The following is a 25,069-nucleotide window of genomic DNA, read 5'->3' on the forward strand; positions in this document are numbered from 1 at the left end:
GGTTACATTCCGAACCCGGAAGCTAAGCCTCACAGCGCCGATGGTACTGCAGGGGGGACCCTGTGGGAGAGTAGGACGCCGCCGAACAATCATTCCAAAAAGACCCTCTCCCATTCGGGAGGGGGTCTTTTTGCGTTACCCTCTGCCAATGCAGAACCTGACCCTGACCTGGCAGACCGCCGGGGGCGCCGCCGTCGTCCTCTACGGAGGCGCGTACGCCGCTGCGAGGGTCCGGAAGCCGGGGGCGTCGGCGCTGCTGCGGGAGGCCGGCACACTGCTGGCACTGTTCGCGCTCTGGCAGCTGGTCGGGCACCTGTCGGTGATGAGCGCCGATCACGCGTTGGACCGGGCGAGCTGGATCCACCGGACCGAGCAGGCGGTCGGCCTGCCGGACGAGGCTTCCTGGCAGGCGGCGGTCACGCCGTACCCGGTGCTGGTGCGGCTGGCGAACTACTACTACGCGGTGATGCACTTCGCCGTCATGCTCGGTGTGCTGCTCTGGGTCTTCCTGCGGCACCGCGAGCGCTACGCGTGGGTGCGCAACACGGTGGTGATCACCACGGCGGTCTGTCTGCTGGTGCAGTTCATCCCGGTGGCGCCGCCGCGGATGCTGCCGCAGAGCGGCTTCGTGGACGTGGCCGCGCAGTACGGGCAGTCGGTGTACGGCGGTGCGGTCGGCGGGGTGGTGGTGGCGGACCAGCTGTCGGCGATGCCGTCGGTGCACGTCGCCTGGTGCGTGCTGGCGGCGGTCGCGGTGGTGCGGGTGTCGCCGAGCCCGTTCCGCTGGGTGGTGGTGCTGCACCCGCTGCTGACGGTCGCGGTGGTCGTGGTGACGGCCAACCACTTCTGGGCGGACGGCATCGTCGCCGTCGCCATCCTGCTGTTCGCCTACGCCGTGCTGGCGCTGGCGGCACGGCGACGGGGCCGGGCCCCCGTCGAGACGGAGACCCGGCCCCGGGCCGGTGCCGAGGAGCGGCCCCAGCAGGTCGGTTGAGCCCCTGCCGGTCACTTGACCGGCAGGGCGACCTTCCCCCAGGAGCCGTTGCTCAGCCGGGAGGTGGCCCAGTACCAGGCGATGAGCCCGGAGACGGCGGCGACCCAGCCGGCGGCCTTGCCGAGGCCGCTGTAGCTGCCGAGGACGGCGATGGCGTCCAGCACGAGGGAGACGGTGAACAGGCCGTAGACGGCGCGGCTGAACAGGCCCGCGCCCCAGCTGGCGGCGGTGAGGCTGAGGGCGAGCAGGGCCCACACGAGCAGGAACAGGCCCGCGGCGTTCTTGCTCGCGCCGCCGGCCATCGACCAGGTCGCCCAGAAGGCGCCGAGGCTGGTGAAGGCGGTCCCGGTGAAGCCCTCGCCGCCGCGGAGCTGCCAGAGGCCCGCGATGAAGAGGGTGACGCCGCCGAGCAGGTGGGCGAGGTGGGCCGCGTCCCCGGCACCGGTGTTGTGCAGGATCCCGGTGGAGAGCAGACCGTAGGCGAGCAGTGTCAGGCCGAGGGCGAGGTAGCCGAGGTTACCCGCGTCGGCTCCGGTGGAGCGGGCGTTCGTTGCCCCGGTAGCGTCGTTGCTCACCGGAGGCTCCTTTCACTCTGGGCGCGCGCAGGGCGCAGTGACGCTTGGTGTCGTTCGATGGGTGGATGCGCGCGACCGCGCCGAGGGCGCACGGCTGTGAGCGTGCGTGGGCTGCGGTCAGAAGTGAGGTCAGAAGCGACGGGCCTGCGGAGAGCCGCTGGTCACGTCCCCGCCGGGGGATTCCCCGGCGAGATCGGTTTACCCGGCCGTGCTCGCTTGTACCCTTGTGAACATAACAATTTGTGATGATGTCAGCTGTGGAGCGCTCACGACTGACGCTGGGTGGGGACCCGGAGCGTCAGGATCGCCATGTCGTCGGACGGCGGCTCGGGGGCGAAGCGCTCGACCGCGCGCTGTACCCGCATGGCGACCGCGCCGGCGGTCAGCCCGGTGCAGCCGGTGAGCACCTCGGCGAGGCCGTCGTCGCCGAGCATCCGCCGGCCCTCGCGGCGCTCGGTGACGCCGTCGGTGACGCAGAGCAGGACCTCGCCGGGTGCCAACACCAGGTGCTCGGCGGCGAGTTCGAGGTCGTCCAGGACGCCGAGCAGTGGCTGCGGGGTGGCGGCCCGGTCGACCTGGCCGTCGGTGCGCAGTCGCAGCGGCAGCGGGTGGCCGGCGCAGACCAGGGACAGTTCGGTGCTGCCGTCCGGGCGGGGCGTCAGCTCGCCGTAGAGCAGGGTGAGGAAGCGGCTGCGCGAACCCTCGTCCAGGATGGCCGCGTTGAGTCGGCGCAGCACCTGCGGGGCGTCCAGGCCCTCGCGGGCGAGCAGGCGCAGCGAGTGCCGGGCCAGGCCGGTGACGGAGGCGGCCTCGGGGCCGGTGCCGCAGACGTCGCCGATGGCGAAGCCGTAGGTGCCCTCGCGGATGGTGAACAGGTCGTAGAAGTCGCCGCCGACCTCGTTGCCCTCGCCGGCGGCCTGGTAGTAGACGTCGACCTCGACGCCGGGGATCTCGGGCAGGTCCGGCGGGAGCAGGCTGCGCTGGAGGGCCTGGCTGGTCGCGGTGCGCTCGGAGTAGAGGCGGGAGTTGTCGAGGGCCAGGGCGGCCCGGCGGGAGAGGTCCTCGGCGAGTTCGAGGATCTCCTGCCGGAACCGCACGCCGGCCGGGACGCCGAGCGCGAGCAGGCCGATCACCCGGTTGCGGGCGGTCAGCGGCAGGACGACGGTCTCGCCGAGCAGGCCGGCGAGTTCGGGGCTGTCGGTGAGGCCGCGGGCTCCGGCGGTCTCGGCGGGCGCGGTCCAGAAGCGGACGCCGTGGGTGGGTCCCGTCTCGGGGGAGGGGGTCTTGTCGAGGAGGTCGCGCAGCGGGTCGATCCGGTCCTCGTCCTCGTGCAGCACGAAGGCGAGGCCGGCCGAGGAGCTGTGGTCGCCGTTGGTGTAGACGGCGCACCAGGAGGCGAGGGTGGGGACGGCCATCTGGGCCATCAGTGCCAGGGTCTGCTCGTGTTCGAGGGTGCCGGCCAGCAGGTCGGAGGCCTCGACGAGGAAGGAGAGCGAGCCGCGGCGCAGCCGTTCGAGCTCGGTCAGCCGGGTGCTCTCGACGGCCAGGGCGACCCGGTCGGCGGCGAACTGGAGGCGCAGCGCGTCCTCGTTGTCGTAGCGGCCGGGGGCGGCGGTGGCGATGCCGAGCGAGCCGATCAGGCGGCCCTCGACCTTGAGCGGGACGGTGACCAGGGAGCGCATGCCGCTGCCGGTGAGCAGGGGCAGGCCGGTGGGGCGGGCGGCGAGGTCCTCGTGGACGGTGGGCAGCCGGGCGGAGTCGTAGCGGTTGCCGGTGCCCACCGGGAAGCGGGTGTGCCGGCGGTGCCCGGTGGTCAGGCCGGTGGCGGCGCGGACCTCGAACTCGGCCTCGTCGTCGGTGGTGAGGAGCAGGTAGGCGGCGTCGGCGTCGAGCAGGTCGCGGGCGCGTTCGACGGTGCGCTGGAGGAGGCTTTCCAGGTCGTCGGTGGCGACCGGTCCGGCCAGCAGGTCGAGTCGGGGACCGGTCGGGTCGGGGCGCTCGCCGGGCAGGGCGCGGGCGGGGGAGCGCAGGACGGCACGGTCGGGTTCGAGGACGAGCAGGCAGAGGGTGGAGGCGACGCCCTCGGTGTCGCGCACGCGCACCTGGACGCCGTAGACCTCGACCTCCTCGCCGTCGGCCCGGCGCACGCCGTAGTCGCCCTCCCAGCGGGCCAGCCGGAGGGTGTCGGTGAGGCTGAGGCCGCGGCCGGGGGACTGCGGCCAGACCGCGAGGTCGGCCCAGGGGCGGCCCAGCACGGTGGCGGCGGGGTACCGGAAGAGGGATTCGGCGTCCGGGTTCCAGGCCAGGACGCGGCCGTCCTCGTCGAGCTGGACGACGGCGACGTGCACCGGCCCGGGGCTGCTGGGCAGGTCGCTGCCGGGGGTGGCGGGGACGGCGTAGCGGGTACCGGCCACGTGGGCGGGCAGGGCGAGCCGGAACCAGACGGTCTTCTGGCCGGCCGCGTACTCGACGCCCCAGCGCTCGGCGAGGGCGGAGCACATCAGCAGGCCGCGGCCGCCCTCGCCGTCGGGGTCGGCGAAGCGCTCGGAGGCGGACACCGGGCCGTCGCCGAGCGAGGGCAGGCCGCGCTCGGGGTGGTGGTCGGTGACCTCGATCCGGACGCTCTCCTCCTCGCGCAGGCAGCAGACCTCGGCGGCGGTGCCGGCGTGCACGACGGCGTTGGTGACCAGCTCGCTGACCAGGACGACGGCGTCGTCGACGACCTCGGGCAGGCCCCAGCCGAGCAGCGCGTCCCGGACGAAGCCCCGGGCGGCGGCCGCGGACCGGCCGTCGGGGTCGAAGGTGGCGGCTGCGCGCGCGGTGACCACGTTGCCACTTCTCCTCTGCTGCTCTGGCCCTGACTGTCCGGGGCTCGTGCCGACCTCCCCGTGCGTGCCGTCGGGCGGGCGGCGTCGTCGGGTCGGGTCGTGGCCCGGTGCAGCGCTCCACCCTACTTTCCGCTCGGTACCCCGTGGGGGCGGGGCGGTGAAACAGGCACCGGAGGGTGATTCTGCCCACCTGTTTCGGACGGTGCGGGGACAACCGTGTGCAACCGGCCGTATACCCGGCGCCAGTGCTGCCAGACTGGGGGGTCCGCGACGGCCGGTGGGAGCAGTACGGTCGTGTGGGTGCCGGTGGGCCGTGAGGGCCGGCCGGTACGCAGCCCAGCCGGGCCGGTGCCCGGTCCCGTGCCGTTTCCGGCGCGGCGGGTCACCGGACAGTTCACACGATGTGGGAGGGGCCCGTTGAGTTCGGCCACCAAGGACGCCACCAAGGACGCCACCGGTACGACGCCGCAGGCTCCGCGCGGCGGGCGGTCCGGGACCGCGCCGCGGATCGCGGCCGGCCGGCGAGCGGGCCACAGCCGCAGCGCGGAGCCCGCCGAACTGCGCAAGCTGTTGGCCGCGCTGACCGCGATGCGGGACGGCAACTTCCGCCGCAGGCTGACGGTGCCGGGCGACGGGCCGTTGGCGGAGATCGCCGCGGTGTTCAACGAGGTCGCCGAGCGCAACCAGCACCTGACCGGTGAACTGGCCCGGGTGCGGCGGGCGGTGGGCCGTGAGGGCCGGCTGAACGAGCGGTTGGAGACCGGTGCGGGCGAGGGCGCCTGGATGGCGGCGGTCGACAACTGCAACGCGCTGATCGACGACCTGGCCCGGCCGATGGCCGAGGTGGGCCGGGTGCTGACCTCGATCGCCGAGGGCGACCTGGACCAGAAGATGGAGCTGCGCTCGCTGCACAGCAACGGGGTGAGCCACCCGTTGCGCGGCGAGTACCTGAGGATCGGCCGGACGGTCAACGGGCTGGTGGACCAGCTCTCCGAGTTCACCGACGAGGTGACCCGGGTGGCCCGCGAGGTGGGCACCGAGGGCAAGCTCGGCGGGCAGGCCAAGGTCCGTAGCGTGTCGGGCAGTTGGAAGGACTTGGCGGACTCGGTCAACACCATGGCCGGGCGGCTGACCGCGCAGGTGCGCAACATCGCCCAGGTGACCACGGCGGTGGCCAAGGGCGACCTGTCCCGCAAGGTGACCGTCGACGTGGCCGGCGAGATGCTGGAGTTGAAGAACACCGTCAACACGATGGTGGACCAGCTGAACGGCTTCGCCGCCCAGGTGACCACGGTGGCCCGGGACGTCGGCACCGAGGGCCGGCTGGGCGGTCAGGCGCAGGTGCCGGGCGTGGCCGGGGTCTGGCGCGAGCTGACCGACTCGGTGAACTTCATGGCCGACAACCTGACCGGCCAGGTGCGCAACATCGCCCAGGTGACCACGGCGGTGGCGCGCGGGGACCTCTCGCAGAAGATCGAGGTGGACGCGCGCGGCGAGATGCTGGAGCTCAAGAACACCATCAACACGATGGTGGACCAGCTCTCCGGCTTCGCCGAACAGGTGACCCGGGTGGCCCGCCAGGTGGGCACCGAGGGCCGGCTCGGCGGTCAGGCGCAGGTGCCGTGGGCGGCCGGGGTGTGGCGGGACCTGACCGACAACGTCAACTTCATGGCGAACAACCTCACCGATCAGGTGCGCAACATCGCCCAGGTGACGACCGCGGTCGCCAAGGGCGACCTGTCGCAGAAGATCCAGGTGGACGCCCGGGGCGAGATCCTGGAGTTGAAGAACACCATCAACACCATGGTCGACCAGCTCTCGGCCTTCGCCGACGAGGTCACGCGGGTCGCCCGGGACGTCGGCACCGAGGGCATCCTCGGCGGTCAGGCCAGCGTGCCCGGGGTGTCCGGGACGTGGAAGGACCTGACCAACAGCGTCAACCTGATGGCCAACAACCTGACCAGCCAGGTCCGCAACATCGCCGAGGTGACCACGGCGGTGGCCCGCGGCGACGTGTCGAAGAAGATCACCGTCGACGCCCGGGGCGAGATCCTGGAGCTGGTGACCACCGTCAACACCATGGTCGACCAGCTCTCCGCCTTCGCCGACGAGGTGACCCGCGTCGCCCGCGAGGTGGGTACCGAGGGCATCCTGGGCGGCCAGGCGCGGGTGCGCGGGGTGTCGGGCATCTGGAAGGACCTGACCGACAACGTCAACTTCATGGCGTCGAATCTGACCGGACAGGTCCGCAACATCGCCGAGGTCGCCTCCGCGGTGGCCCGCGGCGACCTCTCCAAGAAGATCACCATCGATGCCCAGGGCGAGATCGCGACGCTCGCCGGGACGCTGAACACCATGGTGGACCAGCTGTCCGCGTTCGCGGTCGAAGTCACGCGCGTTGCCCGCGAGGTGGGCACCGACGGCACCCTGGGCGGTCAGGCGAGCGTGCCGGGCGTGGCCGGCATCTGGAAGGACCTGACCGACAACGTCAACCAGATGGCCAACAACCTCACCGGCCAGGTCCGCAACATCGCGCTGGTGATCACCGCGGTCGCCCGCGGCGACCTCTCGCAGAAGATCGACGTGGACGCGCGCGGCGAGATCCTCCAGCTCAAGACCAACATCAACACCATGGTGGACCAGCTCTCCGCCTTCGCCGACGAAGTCACCCGGGTCGCCCGCGAGGTGGGTACCGACGGGCGGCTCGGCGGCCAGGCCCGGGTGCCCGGGGTGGACGGCACCTGGCAGGACCTCACCGAGTCGGTGAACGAGCTGGCCAACAACCTGACCCGGCAGGTGCGCGCGATCGCCCAGGTCGCCACCGCGGTGACCAGGGGCGACCTGAGCCTGCGGATCGACGTGGACGCCGCCGGGGAGCTCGACGAGCTCAAGGACAACATCAACCAGATGATCGCCAACCTGCGCGAGACCACCCGCACCAACCAGGAGCAGGACTGGCTCAAGACCAACCTGGCCCGGATCTCCGGCCTGCTCCAGGGCCGCCGGGACCTGGAGGCCGTCGCCTCGCTGATCATGACCGAGCTGACCCCGGTGGTCTCCGCCCAGCACGGCGCCTTCTTCCTGGCCCAGCCGGCCGGGCGGACCGCCGAACTGATCACCGAGGACGACGACGAGAACGACACCGTGCTGCGGCTGATCGGCAGCTACGGCTACCAGCGGCGGGCGATGCCGACCACCTTCCGGCCGGGCGAGTCGCTGATCGGCCAGGCGGCGGTGGAGAAGCGGGCGATCATCGTCAAGGAGGCGCCGCCCGGCTACCTCAAGATCGCCACCGGCCTCGGTGAGGCCTCGCCGGCCCACATCGTGGTGCTGCCGGTGCAGTTCGAGGGCCGGCTGCTGGGCGTGATCGAGCTGGCCACGTTCAGCTCCTTCACCACCGTCGCACTGGACTTCCTCAACCAGATCGCCGACCTGATCGGCGTCACCGTCAACACCATCAGCGTCAACACCAAGACCGAGGGCCTGCTGCTGGAGTCCCAGCGGCTCACCGCCGAACTCTCGATGCGATCCGCCGAGTTGGAGGCACGCCAGGAGGAGCTGGAGCGCACCAACGAGGAGTTGCAGGAGAAGGCCGAGCAACTCGCCCAGCAGAACCGCGACATCGAGATCAAGAACAGCGAGATCGAGGAGGCCCGGCAGGTCCTGGAGGAGCGCGCCGAGCAGCTCGCCCTGGCCTCCCGGTACAAGAGCGAGTTCCTCGCCAACATGTCGCACGAGCTGCGCACCCCGCTCAACTCGCTGCTGATCCTGGCCAAGCTGCTCTCCGACAACAACGAGGGCAACCTCTCGCCCAAGCAGGTCGAGTTCGCCGACACCATCCACGGCGCCGGCTCCGACCTGCTCCAGCTGATCAACGACATCCTCGACCTGTCCAAGGTCGAGGCCGGCAAGATGGACGTCCGTCCGGCCCGGATCGCCCTGGTCCAGCTGGTCGACTACGTCGAGGCCACCTTCCAGCCGGTCGCCCTGGACAAGAACCTGGACTTCGCGGTCCGGGTCTCGCCCGCCCTGCCGGTCACCCTGCACACCGACGAGCAGCGGCTCCAGCAGGTGCTGCGCAACCTGATCTCCAACGCCGTCAAGTTCACCGACTCCGGCGGCGTCGACTTCTCGATCAGCGCGGCCGGCCGGGACGTCCCCCAGCACGTGCGCGAGCGGCTGCTGGAGTTCGGCTCGATCCAGGGCCCGGACGAGGAGCTGATCGCCTTCTCGGTCTCCGACACCGGCATCGGCATCCCCGGCAACAAGCTGCGGGAGATCTTCGAGGCGTTCAAGCAGGCCGACGGCACCACCAGCCGCAAGTACGGCGGCACCGGGCTCGGGCTGTCGATCAGCCGCGAGATCGCCCGGCTGCTCGGCGGGGAGATCCACGCCGAGAGCGAGCTGGGCAAGGGCTCGACCTTCACGCTCTACCTGCCGCTGCGCACCGACGCCCCGGAGGCCACCGCCGAGCGGCCCCAGGAGCGCCCGGGCCCGGTGAACCCGCCCGCGCTGCGCGCCTCGGTCGGGGTGACCCCGGTGGGCCTACCGGTGCCGGTCGGTGAGAGCCCTGCCGACCACTGGGCCCAGGAGGTCCGGGAGATGGCCGAGGAGCGCCGCCGCGGGGCGGTGGAGCGCCGCCGCAGCGCCGCCCTGGAGAGCGCCGCGGTGCCGCGCGCGGTGGAGCCCGCGCAGCAGCCCCGGCCGGCCCGCGGCGACACCCGCTTCGACGGCCAGCAGGTGCTGATCGTGGACGACGACGTGCGCAACGTGTTCGCCCTGACCAGCGTGCTGGAGCAGCACGGGCTGACCGTCCTGTACGCGGAGAACGGCCGTGAGGGCATCGAGATGCTGGAGCAGCACGAGAACGTGGCGCTGGTCCTGATGGACATCATGATGCCGGAGATGGACGGCTACGCGACCACCGAGGCGATCCGCCGGATGCCCCAGTTCGCCGGCCTGCCGATCATCGCGCTGACCGCCAAGGCGATGAAGGGCGACCGGGAGAAGTCCCTGGAGGCGGGAGCCACCGACCACATCACCAAGCCGGTGGAGACCGACCACCTGCTGTCGGTGATGTCCGAGTGGCTGAACGGCGACCGCGCGTGAGTCCGCCGCCTGGCGCGAACCCCGGGGCCCGCCCCGGGGTTCGCGCCTGCCGGTCGGCCGGTTTGCTGGCGGACCGGCCCGGGAACCCGGTAGGGTCACCGAGCGTTGCGAACAGTGACCGGACGGCGACACGCTGCTGAGCGTGCGCCGGAGCACCGGCTGTGCGCCGCTCCGGATCGGGTCCCGACGGAGCGATGTGCCGGGCGAGGGGGTGCGGCTAGCATGACCGGGGTAGCGGTGGGCAGTACGCGAGTGCCCGCACCGGGCGGCAGGCAGGCGACAGGAGGGCGAGCCCCGATGCAGAAGGCGAAGATCCTCCTGGTCGACGACCGGCCGGAGAACCTGCTGGCGCTGGAGGCGATCCTCTCCGCCCTGGACCAGACGCTGGTCCGCGCCGCCTCCGGCGAGGAGGCGCTCAAGGCGCTGTTGACGGACGACTTCGCGGTGATCCTGCTGGACGTCCAGATGCCCGGGATGGACGGCTTCGAGACGGCCGCCCACATCAAGCGCCGCGAGCGCACCCGGGACATCCCGATCATCTTCCTGACCGCGATCAACCACGGCCCGCACCACACCTTCCGCGGCTACGCGGCCGGTGCGGTGGACTACATCTCCAAGCCCTTCGACCCGTGGGTGCTGCGCGCCAAGGTCTCGGTCTTCGTCGACCTGTACGTCAAGAACTGCCAGTTGAAGGAGCAGGCCGCGCTGCTGCGGCTGCAGCTGGAGGCGGGCGGCGGCGAGCCGGCCCTCGGCGGGGCGCTGCTCGGCGAGCTGTCCGCACGGCTGGCGGCGGTCGAGGAGCAGGCGGAGGCGCTGGGCAAGCAGCTGGACGGGGCCGAGGACGCCGGGGTGGCCGCCACCGCGGCGCACCTGGAGCGCAAGCTCGCCGGACTGCGTCGGGCCCTCGACGCGATGCGCCCCGGTACGCCGTAGGTCGAGCCCCGGATGTTCACTCCTCCGGGTGGTTTTGCTGCTGCGCCCGGGTGAAACCAGGTCAGCGTGACGGTGTGTCTGCGACACGTCCCGGCGCCGGGGCTCGGCCACGTGGGCAGTGGTCCCCCACCCCGGTAGGCTGCTGACCCATGGCCACTCGTACGCCCGGAAACGCCGCACGCAAACCGAGTCCGGGACCGTCCAAGAAGGCCGCGGCCAAGGCCCCGGGCAAGCCGCCCGCCAAGAAGGCGGCCGCCCGCCGGGCCCCCGCGAAGCGGACGGCGGCCAAGTCGGCCCCGCCGCCCCCGCCGCGCCGGGGGCTCGTGATGGGCGCCCTCAACGCCCTCGCCAGCCCGATCGCCGCGATCTTCCGCGGCTTCGGTGACGGCGCCAAGAACCTCCACCCGGACCACCGCAAGGACGGCATCGGCCTGCTGCTGTTCGCGCTGGCGCTGGTGGTCGCGGCCGGCACCTGGTTCAGCTCGGAGGGCTGGCTGAACGGCGCGGCCACCGCCGTGGTGTCCGGGCTGTTCGGACGGCTCGACGTGCTGGTGCCGTTCCTGCTGGCCGCGATCGCCATCCGGCTCTGGCGCCACCCGGAGCTGCCGGAGGCCAACGGCCGGATCGTGATCGGGCTGAGCACCCTGCTGATCGGCATCCTCGGCCTGGTCCACATCGGCTGCGGCGCGCCCACCATGGGCAGCGGCGCCTCCCGGATAAGGGCGGCCGGCGGGATCATCGGCTGGGCCGCCTCGACCCCGATGATGGCCGCCGCCGGCGCGGTCCTGGCCGTGCCGCTGCTCCTGCTGCTGGCCTTCTTCGGCCTGCTGGTGGTCACCGCGACCCCGGTCAACCGGATCGGCGAGCGGGTGCGCGGGCTGGGGATAAGGCTCGGCGTGGTCGAGCCGGGGCCCGAGGACGAACTGCGCTGGGGGCGCACGCCGGAGCGGGACCTGTCCACCGATCCGCCGGAGGACGCCGACCCCGAGGCGCTGCCCTACACCCTCGACACCGACGACGGCCCCCTCGACGAGGTGGCCGCCCGGCGGCGCCGCCGTCGGCGCAAGCCGTCCGTCGAGGACGAGGAGGGGCAGCCGGAGGCCGTCCGCCGCATCTCCCTGGACAAGGAACCGCTGGACCAGGAGCCGCTGGACCCGTACGCCACCCGCGACCTGGCCGCCGGCGCCGCCGCCGACCTGGACGGCGCCCTGGTCTACGGGGTGCCCGCCTCCTCGGCGGTGGCGGACATGATGCACCAGGTCAAGGACCTCACCGCGGCGCCGGAGGAGCCCGCCGTCCCGGCCGCCCGCAGCGGCGGCCCGGGGGCGCCCGCGGAGCACGGCCCGGCGCCGGTGCGGATGGAACAGCTCCAGCTCGGCGAGGGGATCACCTACGCACTGCCCTCGCTCGACCTGCTGGAGCGCGGCGGCCCGGCCAAGGCCCGCAGCGCCCTCAACGACGAGGTGGTCGCCCAGCTCACGAGCACCTTCGCCGAGTTCAAGGTGGACGCGAGGGTCACCGGCTTCACCCGCGGCCCGACGGTCACCCGCTACGAGGTCGAGCTCGGCCCGGCCGTCAAGGTGGAGCGGATCACCGCGCTCGCCAAGAACATCGCGTACGCGGTGGCCAGCCCGGACGTGCGGATCATCAGCCCGATCCCGGGCAAGTCCGCGGTCGGTATCGAGATCCCCAACCGGGACCGCGAGATGGTCAACCTCGGCGACCTGCTGCGCTCGCGCACGGCCGCCGAGGACACCCACCCGATGGTCGTCGGCATGGGCAAGGACGTCGAGGGTCACACCGTGATGGCCAACCTCGCCAAGATGCCGCACATCCTGGTGGCCGGCGCGACCGGTGCGGGCAAGTCCTCCTGCATCAACTGCCTGATCACCTCGATCCTCGCCCGGGCCACCCCGGACGAGGTGCGGATGGTGCTGGTCGACCCCAAGCGGGTCGAGCTGACCGCGTACGAGGGCATCCCGCACCTGATCACGCCGATCATCACCAACCCCAAGAAGGCCGCCGAGGCCCTCCAGTGGGTGGTGCGCGAGATGGACCTGCGCTACGACGACCTGGCGGCCTTCGGATTCCGGCACGTGGACGACTTCAACGCGGCGGTGAAGGCCGGCAAGGTCACCCCGCCGCTGGGCAGCGAGCGGGAGCTGCGGCCGTACCCGTACCTGCTGGTGATCGTCGACGAGCTGGCCGACCTGATGATGGTCGCGCCGCGCGACGTCGAGGACTCGGTGGTCCGGATCACCCAGCTGGCCCGGGCGGCCGGCATCCACCTGGTGCTCGCCACCCAGCGGCCCTCGGTGGACGTGGTGACCGGCCTGATCAAGGCCAACGTGCCGTCCCGGCTGGCCTTCGCGACCTCCGCGATGGCCGACTCCCGGGTCATCCTGGACCAGCCCGGCGCGGAGAAGCTGATCGGCAAGGGCGACGCGCTGTTCCTCCCGATGGGCGCGAGCAAGCCGATCCGCATGCAGGGCGCGTTCGTCACCGAGGCGGAGATCGCCAAGGTGGTGCAGCACTGCAAGGACCAGCTGACCGCCGTCTACCGGGACGACGTGACGGTCGGGGGCGGGCCGAAGAAGGAGATCGACGAGGAGATCGGCGACGACCTGGACCTGCTGATCCAGGCGGCCGAGCTGGTGGTCTCCACCCAGTTCGGCTCGACCTCGATGCTCCAGCGCAAGCTCCGGGTCGGCTTCGCCAAGGCGGGCCGGCTGATGGACCTGATGGAGTCGCGCGGGATCGTCGGCCCGAGCGAGGGCTCCAAGGCCCGCGACGTGCTGGTGAAGCCGGACGAGCTGGACGGCGTGCTGGTGACCCTGCGGGGCTGAGCCGGGCCCGCGGGGCCGGGCACGCCTGCGCGGCCGGGCTCCGGGCCCGCAGGGCTGACGGGTCGTGCCCTCCGGGTGGGTTCACTCGTTCGGAGGAGGGTAGGCGCGGTACCGGGAACCGAATGTGCGTACGCGGCGTCACTGGCCGGAAAGCGCACTCCGGCCTCCCCGGCGTGCCCTCGCTGACGACCGTTCAGCGGGGGGCCGGCGCCCGGCCGGGCCGGGCACGCGCATTCGGGCCCGTTCCGCTTGAGAAACGATCCGTCCCCGCCCCTAGACTGTTCTCCAGCAGGTGGCCATCCGCTCGAAAGGCGTGCCCCGTGACCATCGGCAAGTCCTCCGACCGCGAGAACGCCCCGTCGTCCGTCGAGCCGACCGACGACGTGGTGCAGGCGGCCGATGCCCCGAGCATCGGCCGGGTGCTGTCCGCCGCCCGGATCGGGGCGGGACTCACGGTGGACCAGGTGAGTACCGCCACCCGGGTCCGGGTGCCGATCGTCCATGCCATCGAGGAGGACGACTTCGACCGCTGCGGCGGCGATTTCTACGCCCGCGGGCACATCCGCTCGATCGCCCAGGCGGTCGGCGCGGACGGTGAGGCCCTGGTCGCCCGCTACGACGCCGCGCACGGCGGCTCGCCGGCCTCCAAGCGCCCCGCCACCCAGCTGATGGACAGCGGCCCGATCAAGGTCCCCGGCCGCAGCCGGCCGAACTGGGCGGCCGCCATGGTCGCCGCGATCGTCGCGGTGGTTGCGCTGATCGGCTTCAACCTGGTCAGCGGCAAGAGCGGCCACGGCACCACCGGCTCGGCCAGCGCGCCGCTGCCCAGTGGCTCCGGGACCGGCTCGGTCGCCCCGGTCACGCCGAGCGTCCAGCCGCCGGCGCCCGCGCCGAGCGCCGCCGCGATCGCCGCCGTCCCGGCCGACAAGGTCACCGTGAAGCTGGTCGCCGAGGGCACCAGCTGGGTCTCCGCGACGGACGGCAGCGGCAAGTCGCTGTTCCAGAACAACATCAGCGACGGCCAGGACCAGACCTTCACCGACCCCAAGCAGATCAAGCTGGTGCTCGGCAACGGCGGGGCCGTGCACGCGTACGTCAACGGCAAGGACCTCGGCGTCCTCGGCAAGGACGGCCAGGTGGTGCACGTCACGTACACCCCCGGCGACCCGCAGGCGGGCTGACCACAGGGCCCGCCGAGGGCCGTCGATGATCAGCTGATCCGTGGCACGCGGCCTCCGGGGCGAACGGCACCGGAGGCCGCGCGTTAATCTTGGGCCTATGCCTGAACGCCGCACTGTCGCCCTTGTCACGCTCGGATGCGCCCGCAACGAGGTGGACTCCGAGGAACTCGCCGGGCGACTGGAAGCCGACGGCTGGTTGCTCGTCGACGATGCCGCCGAGGCCGATGTCGCCGTCGTCAACACCTGTGGCTTCGTCGAGGCCGCCAAGAAGGACTCCGTCGACGCCCTGCTGGAGGCCAACGACCTCAAGGGGCACGGCCGCACCCAGGCCGTCGTCGCGGTCGGCTGCATGGCCGAGCGGTACGGCAAGGAACTCGCCGACGCGCTGCCGGAGGCCGACGGGGTGCTCGGCTTCGACGACTACTCCGACATCTCCGACCGCCTGCAGACCATCCTCTCCGGCGGCCACCACGCCCCGCACATCCCGCGCGACCGCCGCAAGCTGCTGCCGATCAGCCCGGCCGAGCGGCAGTCCGCCGCCGAGTCCGTCGCGCTGCCCGGCCACGGCGCCGAGGCCGCCGCCGAGCCGATCACCGACCTGCCCGACGGCCTCGCGCCCGCCTCCGGCCCGCGCACCCTGCGCAAGCGGCTGGACGACAGCCCGGTGGCCTCGGTCAAGCTCGCCTCCGGCTGCGACCGGCGCTGCTCCTTCTGCGCCATCCCCGCCTTCCGCGGCTCCTTCATCTCCCGCCGGCCGTCCGACGTGCTGCAGGAGGCCCAGTGGCTGGCCGGGCAGGGCGTCCGCGAGATCGTCCTGGTCAGCGAGAACAACACCTCGTACGGCAAGGACCTCGGCGACATCCGGCTGCTGGAGACGCTGCTCGGCGAGATCTCCGCGATCGAGGGCGTCGAGCGGGTGCGGGTCTCCTACCTGCAGCCGGCCGAGATGCGCCCGGGCCTGATCGACGCGATGACCGGGACCACCGACGTGGTGCCCTACTTCGACCTGTCCTTCCAGCACTCGGCGCCCGCCGTGCTGCGCCGGATGCGCCGCTTCGGCTCCACCGACCAGTTCCTCCAGCTGCTCGGGACCATCCGGGACAAGGCCCCGCAGGCCGGCGCCCGGTCCAACTTCATCGTCGGCTTCCCCGGTGAGACCGAGGAGGACTTCGCCGAGCTGGAGCGCTTCGTCACCCACGCCGGGCTGGACGCGATCGGCGTCTTCGGCTACTCCGACGAGGACGGCACCGAGGCGGCGACCTACGACGGCAAGCTGCCCGAGGACGTCGTCGCCGACCGGCTGGCCCGGCTGAGCCGGCTCGCCGAGGAGATGACCGCCCAGCGGGCCGAGCAGCGGATCGGCACCGAGGTCGAGGTGCTGATCGAGTCGATCGAGGACGGCGTGGTCGAGGGCCGCTCCGCCCACCAGGCCCCGGAGACGGACGGCCTGACCACCCTGCACGGCGTCGAGGACCCGCGGGTCGGGCAGTTCTGGCGGGCCACCGTGGTGGCCAGCGAGGGCGTCGACCTGATCGCCGAGGCGCTGGAACAGGTGCGACGGCCCGCGATGTCGGGGGCCGAGGCTCCGGGAGCCGGGGAATGACCAAGGGGCCCGGGGCCCCGGCCGCGGCCCACCCGGGCAGACCGGCGGCCGCCGTTCCGCCGGCGCCGGGGGTCTGGAACATCGCCAACGTGCTCACCATGGTCCGGGTGCTGCTGGTCCCGGTCTTCGTGGCCCTGCTGTTCGCCGACGACGGGCACAATCCCAAGTGGCGCGCGGTCGCCTGGGCGGCGTTCGCGATCGCGATGATCACCGACCTGTTCGACGGCGAGATCGCCCGCCGCAAGGGCCTGGTCACCGACTTCGGCAAGATCGCCGACCCGATCGCCGACAAGGCGATCATGGGCTCGGCGCTGATCGGCCTCTCCGTCCTCGGCGACCTGCCCTGGTGGGTCACCGTGGTGATCCTGGCCCGCGAGCTCGGCATCACCCTGATGCGCTTCTGGGTGATCCGCTACGGCGTCATCCCGGCCAGCCGCGGCGGCAAGCTCAAGACGCTGACCCAGGGCACGGCGGTCGGCATGTACGTGCTGCCGCTGACCGGCTGGCTGGCCACCGGGCGGGCGGTCCTGATGGCCGCGGCGGTGCTGCTGACCATCGGCACCGCGCTGGACTACATCGGCCAGGCGCTGCGCCTGCGCCGCGAGGGCACGGCCGCGGAGCGCGCGGACCGCTAGCGGACGGAGGGGGCAAGGGTGACGGACCACGAGCTGTACGGGCTGGCCGAGCGGGCGCACGCGGCGCTGCGGGCCGAGGGCGGCACGCTGGCCGTCGCCGAGTCGCTGACCGGCGGGCTGCTGGCCGCCGCCCTGGTGGACGTCCCGGGGGCGTCCGCGACCTTCCGCGGGTCGGTCACCGCCTACGCGACCGAGGTGAAGGCCTCGGTGCTCGGTGTGGACGAGGGCCTGTTGGACGTGTACGGTCCGGTTCACCCGGTGGTGGCCCGGCAGATGGCCGAGGGCGTGCGCGGGTTGCTGGGGGCCACGTACGGGCTCGCGACGACCGGCGTGGCAGGTCCGGAGCCGCAGGACGGGCAGCCGGTGGGCACGGTACACCTGGCGGTCGCAGGTCCGGGGGGAACTCTGGTCAGTTCGCCCCTGCTGTCCGGCACCCGTGCCACAATCCGTCACGGTGCGGTGACCGCCGCACTGCAGCTGCTCGTCGGCCGGCTCGCTCGATGACGGGGCCCGCGGACGGATCTCCACCCAACCGAGATCTGCCGAACCGGCGCGCGGGGTATGACACAGCTGGAGGATCGTGTTACATCCAACGGCCTGGTTGGGCAGAAACCAGGTGGCGAACGAGTTGCGTGACGGTGGCCGGGCGGGCCGAGTCGGGTACCACGAGGGGCCCGCGAACCCGGGTACGACACCGGCACGAGGAGGGGGACGGCCTTGCAGCCCAGAGTGAACACGACCAGGGTCCCCGCACGCGAAGCGGGCAAGGCGGTACGGTGGGGGCGTGACATCTCGATCCGCAGTCCGAGGAGGGAGGCACCGATGATCCTGCTCCGTCGCCTACTGGGCGATGTACTGCGTCGGCAGCGCCAACGCCAGGGCCGCACACTCCGCGAGGTGTCGGCGGCCGCCAGGGTTTCGCTCGGGTACCTCTCCGAGGTCGAGCGGGGACAGAAGGAGGCCTCCTCGGAGCTGCTCTCCGCCATCTGCGACGCACTCGACGTCCGGATGTCCGAGGTCATGCGCGAGGTCAGCGACGAGCTGTCGCTCGCCGAACTTGCGGCGATGGCCACCCTCTCCGAAGGTGATCTGCTGAGGCCGGTACTCGAACCGGTTCCGCTGCCCGCCCCCGGCGCCGACCGGGCGAACATGTCGCCCAAGGCCGCCGCGATGGACGTGGTCGCTGCCTGACCCGGCCTCGCACCTCCCGGGTGCCCGTCCCACGACGGGCCCGAGGAACCCCGGGGCGAGCGGAGGAGGGCGGTCGTGCGGAGACTCGCGACGGTGTGCGCGGTGGCCCGAATACGGCTGCGGCGGCTGGTGCCCTGGCGGGCCCGTTGGGTCCTGGTGGCACTCGCGGGCGGGCTCGCCTGGTGGTCGGTGGCCGTCCGGGGGCAGCTCGCCGACGGTGCGGTGCTCGGTCTGCTGGCGGCCGGCGGCTGGGGACTCGGTCTGATCCCGGTCCATGCCGACCGGAACGCGACCGGCCCGGCCCGGCGCCCGCGCGAGGAGGCCGTGGGCCGGGTGGAGGCGCAGCCTCCGCCGATCGGGTGAAAAGACGTGGCCGGAGGCCGCGGGGTCGTTGACTCCGCGGCCTCCGGCGTTCTCCGGTTCCCGGCCCTGGGGCCCGGCCCGATCCACCGGACACGCCTCAGGGGCGCAGCCGGAGCCCGCGGGTGGTGGCGTGGAAGCCGGCCTCCTCCAGGGCGCGGCCGAGCTCGGAGCCCAGGGCGGGCCGGCCGTTGGCCCGCTCGACCGTGACGCTGCCGAGCGCCCCCGCGCGGACCGCCCCCGCGAGTGCCCCGGTGGCCAGGGCCAGGGTCGCGTCGTCCTCCGGCCAGGCCAGCAGGGACTTGCCGCCCCGCTCCACGTACAGCGCCAGCTCACCGTCCACCAGGACCACCAGGGCGCCCGCCTTGCGGCCCGGGCGGTGCGCCCTGGCGTCCGTGGCACCCGCGGCGGCGGGCGGCTCGGGCCAGGGCAGCGCGGCGCCGTAGGCGTTCGCCGGATCGGCGGCGGCCAGCACCAGCAGCTGCGGCGGCTCGGCGGCCGGGGCGGCCGGCCACTCGGTGGCCCGGGCCCGCTCCAGTCGGCCGTTGACCGAGCGCAGCCGGTCGGCCGCGCCCTCCATGGCGAACTGGGCCCCGCCCAGGCCCTCGACGAAGTAGCCCCGGCGGGCCCGGCCGCGCTCCTCCATCGCGGCGAGCACCCGGTACACCCCGGCGAAGCCGCCGGGCACCCGTTCGGCGGCCACCGTGCCGCGGGTCAGCAGACCGTGCCGGTCCAGCAGGCTCTGCGCCCGGGCCGTCGTCCGGACGGTCGGATCGGTGGCGAAGGCGGGCAGCAGTGACCAGCGCCCGGCCACCGTCGGCGGGCCGCTGCGCAGGGCCCCGCCGGCCCGGCCGAAGGCGCGGCCGGCGCCGCCGTAGCGGCCGCGCGGGGTCGCCCGGGGGGCGCGGTGGGCGGTCGCTCCCGCCGTCCGGCCGGAACCGAGCAGGGCGCGCAGCGGGGCCAGGGTGTCGTTGCTGACGTAACCGGCCCAGACCAGGTCCCAGAGGGCCGTCACGACCTCGGGCTCCGGGGTCTCCTCCGGGAGCTGCTGGACGAGCTGGCGGAAGAAGAGGCCGTAGCCGCCCGTCAGGGCCTGCAGGAGGGCGCTGTGCAGCGGGGTGAGCGCGGGCGGGACGGGCTCCGGGCGCAGCAGGTGGGCGTTCTCGGCCAGGTGCAGGCTGAGCCAGCCGTCCTTGCCGGGCAGGGCGCCGGCGCCGCACCAGCCGATCTCGCCGGCCGCCATCAGCTCGTCCAGCAGGCCGGGGGAGTAGTCGGCGAGCCGGGCCGGGAGGATCAGCTTCTCCAGCGCGGAGGCGGGCAGGGCGGTGCCCTGGAGCTGTTCGACCACCCGGAGCAGGCCGTCCGGGCCGCGCAGCCGGTGGCCGGCCAGGTGCTGCCACTGCGGGAGGAAGGCGGCCAGGGCGCGCGGCGGGACGGGCTCCACCTCCTGGCGCAGCGCGGCCAGCGAGCGGCGGCGCAGTCGGCGCAGCACCTCGGCGTCGCACCACTCGGCGGTGGCGGTATGGCTCTCGGCGGGCCGGAAGGCGCCCTGGACCAGGCGGCCGGCGGCGGTGAGCCGGTGCAGGGTGCCGGTGACGACGGCGGTGCCGAGGCCGTAGCGGGCGCCGGCCTCGGCGGCGGTGAACGGGCCGTGGGTGCGGGCGTGCCGGGCCAGTAGGTCGCCCAACGGGTCCTTGACCGGCTCGGTGAAGGCCTCGGGGACGCCCACCGGCAGCGGGGTGCCCAGGGCGTCGCGCAGCCGTCCGGCGTCCTCGATCGCGGCCCAGCGCTGCTCGCCGGCGATCCGGACCTGGATCACCCGGCGGGCGGCCTCCAGTTCCAGGGGCCAGAGCGGTTCGGCACCGCGCGCCGTCAACTCGGCCTCGGTGAGCGGGCCGAGCAGGCGCAGCGCGTCGGCGACGCCCTCGGCGTCCCTGATCCGGCGCTCGGGGGTGAGGCGTTGGAGCTCGGCCTCCAGCTCGGCGAGCACCTGCGGGTCGAGCAGCTCGCTCAGCTCGGCCTGGCCGAGCAGCTCCGACAGCAGCCGGGAGTCCAGCGACAGGGCGGCGGCCCGGCGTTCGGCGAGCGGGGAGTCGCCCTCGTAGAGGAACTGGGCGACGTAGCCGAACAGCAGGGAGCGGGCGAAGGGGGAGGGCTCGGGGGTGGTGACCTCGACCAGGCGGACGGCGCGGGATTCGAGGTCCGCCATCAGCTCGACCAGGCCGGGGACGTCGAAGACGTCCTGGAGGCACTCCCGGACGGCCTCCAGGACGATCGGGAAGGAGCCGTACTCGGAGGCGACCTCGAGCAGTTGGGCGGCGCGTTGGCGCTGCTGCCAGAGCGGGGTGCGGCGGCCCGGGCTGCGGCGGGGGAGCAGCAGGGCGCGGCCGGCGCACTCGCGGAAGCGGGAGGCGAACAGGGCGGAGCCGCCGACCTGCTCGGTGACCAGCTGCTCGATCTCGTCCGGCTCGAACAGGGCGGCGTCGGCGCCGACCGGGGCCTCGTCGGAACTTGCTTGCTCCGAGGGGCCGCTGAAATCGAAGTCGGGGGCGAGCAGGTCCGCGTCGGGCAGGCGGAGCACGATGCCGTCGTCGGCGTGCATGACCTGCGGGTCCAGGCCGTGCTTCTCGCGCAGCCGGGCGCCGAGGGCGAGCGCCCAGGGGGCGTGCACCTGGGCGCCGAAGGGGGAGTGGATGACGATCCGCCAGTCGCCGAGTTCGTCCCGGAAGCGCTCGACCACGATGGTGCGGTCGTCGGGGAGGTGGCCGCAGGCCGTCCGCTGCTCGGCGAGGTAGTCCAGTAGGTTGGCCGCCGCCCAGTCGTCCAGGCCGGCCCGCTTGAGGCGCGCGGTGGCGGCCTCGGGTGTGAGCGCGCCCAGCTCGCGGGTGAACGCGCCCAGGGCGCGGCCGAGTTCGAGCGGGCGGCCGAGGGTGTCGCCCTTCCAGAACGGGAGCCGGCCGGGGACGCCGGGGGCGGGGGTGACCAGCACCTTGTCGTGGGTGATCTCCTCGATCCGCCAGGAGGTGGTGCCGAGGGTGAAGACGTCGCCGACGCGGGACTCGTAGACCATCTCCTCGTCGAGCTCCCCGACCCGGCCGCCGCCCTTCTTCTTGGGGTCTGCTCCGGCGATGAAGACGCCGAACAGGCCGCGGTCGGGGATGGTGCCGCCGGAGGTGACGGCCAGGCGCTGGGCGCCGGGGCGGCCGGTGACCGTGCCGGCCACCCGGTCCCAGACCAGGCGGGGGCGCAACTCGGCGAAGGCGTCCGAGGGGTAGCGGCCGGCCAGCATGTCGAGCACGGCGTCGAAGGCGGACTGCGGGAGGGTGGCGAAGGGCGCGGCGCGGCGGACCACGGTGAGCAGCTCGTCCACCGGCCAGGTGTCCAGGGCCGTCATCGCGACCAGCTGCTGGGCCAGCACGTCCAGCGGGTTGCGCGGGATCCGCAGGGCCTCGATCCGGCCCTCCCGCATCCGCTCGGTGACCACGGCGGACTGCACCAGGTCGCCCCGGTACTTGGGGAAGAAGACGCCGGTGGAGACGGCCCCGACCTGGTGACCGGCCCGGCCGACCCGCTGCAGGCCGGAGGCGACCGAGGGCGGGGACTCGACCTGGACGACGAGTTCCACCGCGCCCATGTCGATGCCCAGCTCCAGGCTGGAGGTGGCGACCACGGCGGGCAGCCGGCCGGCCTTCAACTCCTCCTCGACGAGGGAGCGCTGCTCCTTGGAGACCGAACCGTGGTGGGCCCGGGCGATGACCGGGGGCACGCCCCTGGCGGCGCCCGAGCCGCCCATCAGCTCGGCCGGGGTGTGCGCCTCGGGGGCGGCGGTGCCGGTGGCGCGCTCGTACGCGATCTCGTTCAGCCGGTTGCACAGACGCTCGGCCAGGCGGCGGGAGTTGGCGAACACGATGGTCGAGCGGTGCGCCTCGACCAGGTCGACGATCCGCTCCTCGACGTGCGGCCAGATCGAGGCTTGTCGCTGCGGGTCGGAGCCGGCGGCGCCGCCGGTGGCGGGGGCGGCGGGCAGGTCGTCCAGGTCGGGGACGGGGACGACCACCGAGAGGTCGAACTGCTTGGCGGCGGGCGGCTGGACGACGACGGCGCCGCGCTGGGGGCTGAGGAAGCGGGCCACCTCCTCGACCGGGCGGACCGTCGCGGACAGGCCGATCCGGCGGGCCGGGCGGTCCAGCAGCTCGTCCAGCCGCTCCAGGGTGAGGGCCAGGTGGGCGCCGCGTTTGGTGCCGGCGACCGCGTGCACCTCGTCCAGGATCACCGTGTCCACTCCGCGCAGGGCCTCCCGGGAGGCCGAGGTGAGCAGCAGGAACAGCGACTCGGGGGTGGTGATCAGGATGTCCGGCGGGTGGGTGGCGAAGCGGCGGCGGTCGGCGGCGGGGGTGTCGCCGGAGCGGATCGCGACCTGGACCTCGGGCTCGGGCAGGCCCAGCCGGACGGCGGCCTGGCGCAGGCCGGTCAGCGGGGCGCGCAGGTTTCGCTCGACGTCCACCGCGAGGGCCTTGAGCGGGGAGACGTAGAGCACCCGGCAGCGGCGCTTGGGCTCGGCGGGGGGCGGGGTGCTGCTCAGGCGGTCGAGGGCGGCGAGGAAGGCGGCGAGGGTCTTGCCGGAGCCGGTGGGGGCGACCACCAGGACGTCGGTCCCCTGCTGGATGGCGCGCCAGGCCTGGGACTGGGCGGCGGTGGGGGCGGAGAAGGCGCCGGTGAACCAGGCCCGGGTGGCGGGGGCGAAGCCGGCCAGGGGGGCGGCTTCGGCGGGGTTGGGCGAGTCGGCGGGGGTGGGCGAGTCGGCGGGGGTGGGGTCGCCGGGTGGGGTCGGGTGCGGGGGCGCCATGTCCCCATGGTGCCGGGTGGGGCTGACAAGTGGGGTGGTGGCGGGGTGTTACGGGGTGAGTGGTTGGGGTGGGTGGTTGAGGTGGGTGTAGCTGCGGGAGCGGGAATGATGATCCGCTCATATGGTGAGAAATCGGGCGCGTGATCAATCCGTGACCGAGACCGGACCGATGAGCGGAGGGCGTGGGATGGCGCAGGCGCACCGGTCCGGGGCCGTTCACGGGGGGCGGCGGCCGGGGAGCCGTCGGCGCAGGGTGTGCGGGCCCACCCGGGCGCTGCTGGCGATGCTGCTCACGGCGCTGGTGCTCGGCGGTGCCGTGCCGTACGCCTCCGGGCCCGGACGTTCGTACCTCAGCTATCTGGTGCTGGCCCGGCAGGACGATGCGGCGGGTGCCGCCCTGGCCGGGGCGGAGAGCCGGGCGGCGGGCGGGCAGGTGGTGCAGGAGTACCCGCAGATCGGGGCGGTGCTGGCGTACGCGACCGGCGGCTTCGCGGACCGGGTGCGGGCCCGGCCCGGGATCGCGGCGGTCGGGGCCACCCGGACGGCGCCGGTGGTGGGGCCGCCGCGGGCGGTGGGCGGGGCGGGGGACTTCGCGGCGGGGGATGCGGTGGGCGGGGGTGCTGGGGTTGACAGGGGTGTTGGGGGTGGTGGAGCTGTTGGGGCTGTTGGGGGTGGCACGGCTGGGGGTGGGGGGTGGGGTGTTCAGGGGCGGGACGGTGGGACGACGACGGTTCCGGACCCGGGGGAGGGCGCGGCGTGGAACCTGAGCATGGTGCACGCGGAGCCGGGGCGGACCGGGGACACCGCGGGAGGCGGTGCGGGAGGCGGTGCGCCGGGGGTCGAGGCGATGCGCAAGGTGCTGGTCGCCGTACTGGACTCGGGTGTCGACGACACCCACCCGGACCTGCGGGCGGCCGTCGACCCCAAGGCCTCGGCCTCCTGTGCCGACGGCCGCCCCGACTCCCGTACCGGCGCCTGGCGGCCCGACCCCGGGGTGGTGGAGAGCGGGCACGGCACCCACGTCGCCGGGATCATCGGCGCGGCCCGCGACGGGCAGGGTGTCACCGGGGTCGCTCCCGGGGTGCGGATCGCCGCCGTGCGGTTGCTCGGGCCGCTCGGGCAGTACTACGCGGAGAACATCGTCTGCGGGATGCTCTGGGCGGCCGACCACGGGGCCAAGGCCGTCAACGACAGCTACTTCGCCGACCCGTGGAAGTACAACTGCCCCGAGGACCGGGACCAGGCGGCCCTGATCGCGGCGGTCGGGCGGGCCGTCGCGTACGCCCAGCGCAAGGGGGCGGTGGTGGTGGCCTCGGCGGGCAACGACGGACAGGACCTCGGCGCGGCCCGGACCGACGAGCGCAGCCCCAATGACCGGGTGTCCGGGCCGGCCCTGACTCGCCACCTGGGCACCGAGTGCATCCGCCTTCCCGGCGAGCTGCCCGGGGTCCTCACCGTCACGGCCGTCAACCGGGACGGGCGGCCGTCCTCCTACACCAACTACGGGCGGGGCAGGGTTTCGCTGGCGGCCCCGGGGGGCGACCCGGACGGGGGGCCGCAGGGGGCGATCGTCTCGGACTGGCCGGGTGGGCAGTACGCGGCGCTGGCGGGGACCTCGATGGCGGCGGCGCATGTGACGGGGGCGGTGGCGGTGGCGGCGGCGCTGCACCCGGGGGCCGGGGCGGGGGAGTTGGCGGGTGTGGTGGCGGGGGCGGCGGCGGGTGGGGTGGGTGGGGATCGGCAGTACTTCGGGGTGGGGGTGGTGGTTGTGCCGCGGTGAGGGCCGCTGCGCGGGGCTGGGGTGTGGGGGTGGGCTTTCGGGAGGGTGGGTGGTCCGGGGGCGGTTCCGGGGGTGGGCGCTCCGGGGGCTGGGTGATTTTCGGACCGCCGACTCTGTGGGTGGGGTGTTGGGCGCCGTTGGCGGTCTGAAAATCACCCGTCACGCCCCTCTCCGCACCCACCCCCTCC

Annotated in this window: 14 protein-coding genes and 1 rRNA gene; 12 read left to right on the forward strand and 3 right to left on the reverse strand. The window is 73.5% G+C overall.

Translation table 11 applies throughout. The features are described from left to right. Together rrf and AB0F71_RS38410 are read left to right on the forward strand one after the other, a co-directional pair. Positions 1–87 (forward strand): 5S ribosomal RNA (rrf, locus tag AB0F71_RS38405); the annotation flags it as partial. A gap of 61 nt (positions 88–148) precedes the next feature. Beyond that, on the forward strand, positions 149–994 hold the full coding sequence (locus AB0F71_RS38410) for a phosphatase PAP2 family protein (RefSeq protein WP_360245477.1): 846 nt from the start codon (positions 149–151) through the stop codon (positions 992–994). Positions 995–1,005: 11 nt separating this feature from the next. Here AB0F71_RS38410 and AB0F71_RS38415 read toward each other — a convergent pair whose 3' ends face one another. Then, positions 1,006–1,569 carry a GPR1/FUN34/YaaH family transporter gene (locus AB0F71_RS38415; RefSeq protein ID WP_360245480.1) on the reverse strand — a complete coding sequence of 188 codons (564 nt, stop codon included), beginning with the start codon at positions 1,567–1,569 and terminating at the stop codon, positions 1,006–1,008. A gap of 266 nt (positions 1,570–1,835) precedes the next feature. After that, positions 1,836–4,397, reverse strand: a complete 2,562-nt coding sequence (locus tag AB0F71_RS38420) for a SpoIIE family protein phosphatase (RefSeq protein WP_360245483.1) — start codon at positions 4,395–4,397, stop codon at positions 1,836–1,838. A gap of 558 nt (positions 4,398–4,955) precedes the next feature. Between AB0F71_RS38420 and AB0F71_RS38425 the strand changes: the two genes are divergently transcribed. The 9 genes from AB0F71_RS38425 (at position 4,956) to AB0F71_RS38465 (ending at position 18,258) form a co-directional block, all read left to right on the forward strand. After that, a complete protein-coding gene (locus tag AB0F71_RS38425) occupies positions 4,956–9,506 on the forward strand; it encodes a HAMP domain-containing protein (RefSeq protein ID WP_360245510.1) in 4,551 nt (1,516 codons plus the stop codon). 297 nt (positions 9,507–9,803) lie between these two features. Next, positions 9,804–10,439 (forward strand): response regulator, encoded by a 636-nt coding sequence (locus AB0F71_RS38430; protein WP_360245486.1) that lies wholly within the window; start codon positions 9,804–9,806, stop codon positions 10,437–10,439. 149 nt (positions 10,440–10,588) lie between these two features. Next, positions 10,589–13,285 (forward strand): DNA translocase FtsK, encoded by a 2,697-nt coding sequence (locus AB0F71_RS38435; RefSeq protein ID WP_360245489.1) that lies wholly within the window; start codon positions 10,589–10,591, stop codon positions 13,283–13,285. 320 nt (positions 13,286–13,605) lie between these two features. Then, positions 13,606–14,466 carry a RodZ domain-containing protein gene (locus tag AB0F71_RS38440; protein ID WP_360245492.1) on the forward strand — a complete coding sequence of 287 codons (861 nt, stop codon included), beginning with the start codon at positions 13,606–13,608 and terminating at the stop codon, positions 14,464–14,466. A 97-nt stretch (positions 14,467–14,563) separates the two neighbouring features. Beyond that, positions 14,564–16,069, forward strand: a complete 1,506-nt coding sequence (gene rimO, locus AB0F71_RS38445; protein ID WP_360245495.1) for a 30S ribosomal protein S12 methylthiotransferase RimO — start codon at positions 14,564–14,566, stop codon at positions 16,067–16,069. Beyond that, on the forward strand, positions 16,066–16,704 hold the full coding sequence (pgsA, locus tag AB0F71_RS38450) for a CDP-diacylglycerol--glycerol-3-phosphate 3-phosphatidyltransferase (protein ID WP_360245498.1): 639 nt from the start codon (positions 16,066–16,068) through the stop codon (positions 16,702–16,704). The genes rimO and pgsA overlap by 4 nt, the downstream gene beginning before the upstream one ends. A gap of 42 nt (positions 16,705–16,746) precedes the next feature. After that, positions 16,747–17,208: a CinA family protein gene (locus tag AB0F71_RS38455; protein ID WP_360245513.1), complete on the forward strand. Its 462-nt coding sequence runs from the start codon at positions 16,747–16,749 to the stop codon at positions 17,206–17,208. A 318-nt stretch (positions 17,209–17,526) separates the two neighbouring features. Continuing rightward, complete coding sequence (locus tag AB0F71_RS38460; RefSeq protein ID WP_030290911.1) at positions 17,527–17,895, forward strand: helix-turn-helix transcriptional regulator; 369 nt, start codon at positions 17,527–17,529, stop codon at positions 17,893–17,895. A 75-nt stretch (positions 17,896–17,970) separates the two neighbouring features. Further along, positions 17,971–18,258 carry a hypothetical protein gene (locus AB0F71_RS38465; protein WP_360245501.1) on the forward strand — a complete coding sequence of 96 codons (288 nt, stop codon included), beginning with the start codon at positions 17,971–17,973 and terminating at the stop codon, positions 18,256–18,258. Positions 18,259–18,355: 97 nt separating this feature from the next. On the opposite strand, the gene AB0F71_RS38470 is transcribed toward AB0F71_RS38465, so the two are convergent. Next, a complete protein-coding gene (locus AB0F71_RS38470; RefSeq protein WP_360245504.1) occupies positions 18,356–23,101 on the reverse strand; it encodes an ATP-dependent helicase in 4,746 nt (1,581 codons plus the stop codon). A 253-nt stretch (positions 23,102–23,354) separates the two neighbouring features. On the opposite strand from AB0F71_RS38470, the gene AB0F71_RS38475 reads away from it, so the two are divergent. Continuing rightward, positions 23,355–24,881 (forward strand): S8 family serine peptidase, encoded by a 1,527-nt coding sequence (locus tag AB0F71_RS38475; protein WP_360245507.1) that lies wholly within the window; start codon positions 23,355–23,357, stop codon positions 24,879–24,881. Positions 24,882–25,069 lie beyond the last annotated feature (188 nt).

The sequence above is a fragment of the Kitasatospora sp. NPDC028055 genome (assembly GCF_040637885.1).
In the GTDB taxonomy this organism is placed as follows: Bacteria; Actinomycetota; Actinomycetes; order Streptomycetales; family Streptomycetaceae; genus Kitasatospora.

Coding starts and splice junctions, on each gene's coding strand:
- AB0F71_RS38410 (WP_360245477.1), top strand. CDS start 149: ATGCAGAACCTGACCCTGACCTGGCAGACCGCCGGGGGCGCCGCCGTC.
- AB0F71_RS38430 (WP_360245486.1), top strand. CDS start 9,804: ATGCAGAAGGCGAAGATCCTCCTGGTCGACGACCGGCCGGAGAACCTG.
- AB0F71_RS38435 (WP_360245489.1), top strand. CDS start 10,589: ATGGCCACTCGTACGCCCGGAAACGCCGCACGCAAACCGAGTCCGGGA.
- rimO (WP_360245495.1), top strand. CDS start 14,564: ATGCCTGAACGCCGCACTGTCGCCCTTGTCACGCTCGGATGCGCCCGC.
- pgsA (WP_360245498.1), top strand. CDS start 16,066: ATGACCAAGGGGCCCGGGGCCCCGGCCGCGGCCCACCCGGGCAGACCG.
- AB0F71_RS38460 (WP_030290911.1), top strand. CDS start 17,527: ATGATCCTGCTCCGTCGCCTACTGGGCGATGTACTGCGTCGGCAGCGC.
- AB0F71_RS38470 (WP_360245504.1), bottom strand. CDS start 23,101: ATGGCGCCCCCGCACCCGACCCCACCCGGCGACCCCACCCCCGCCGAC.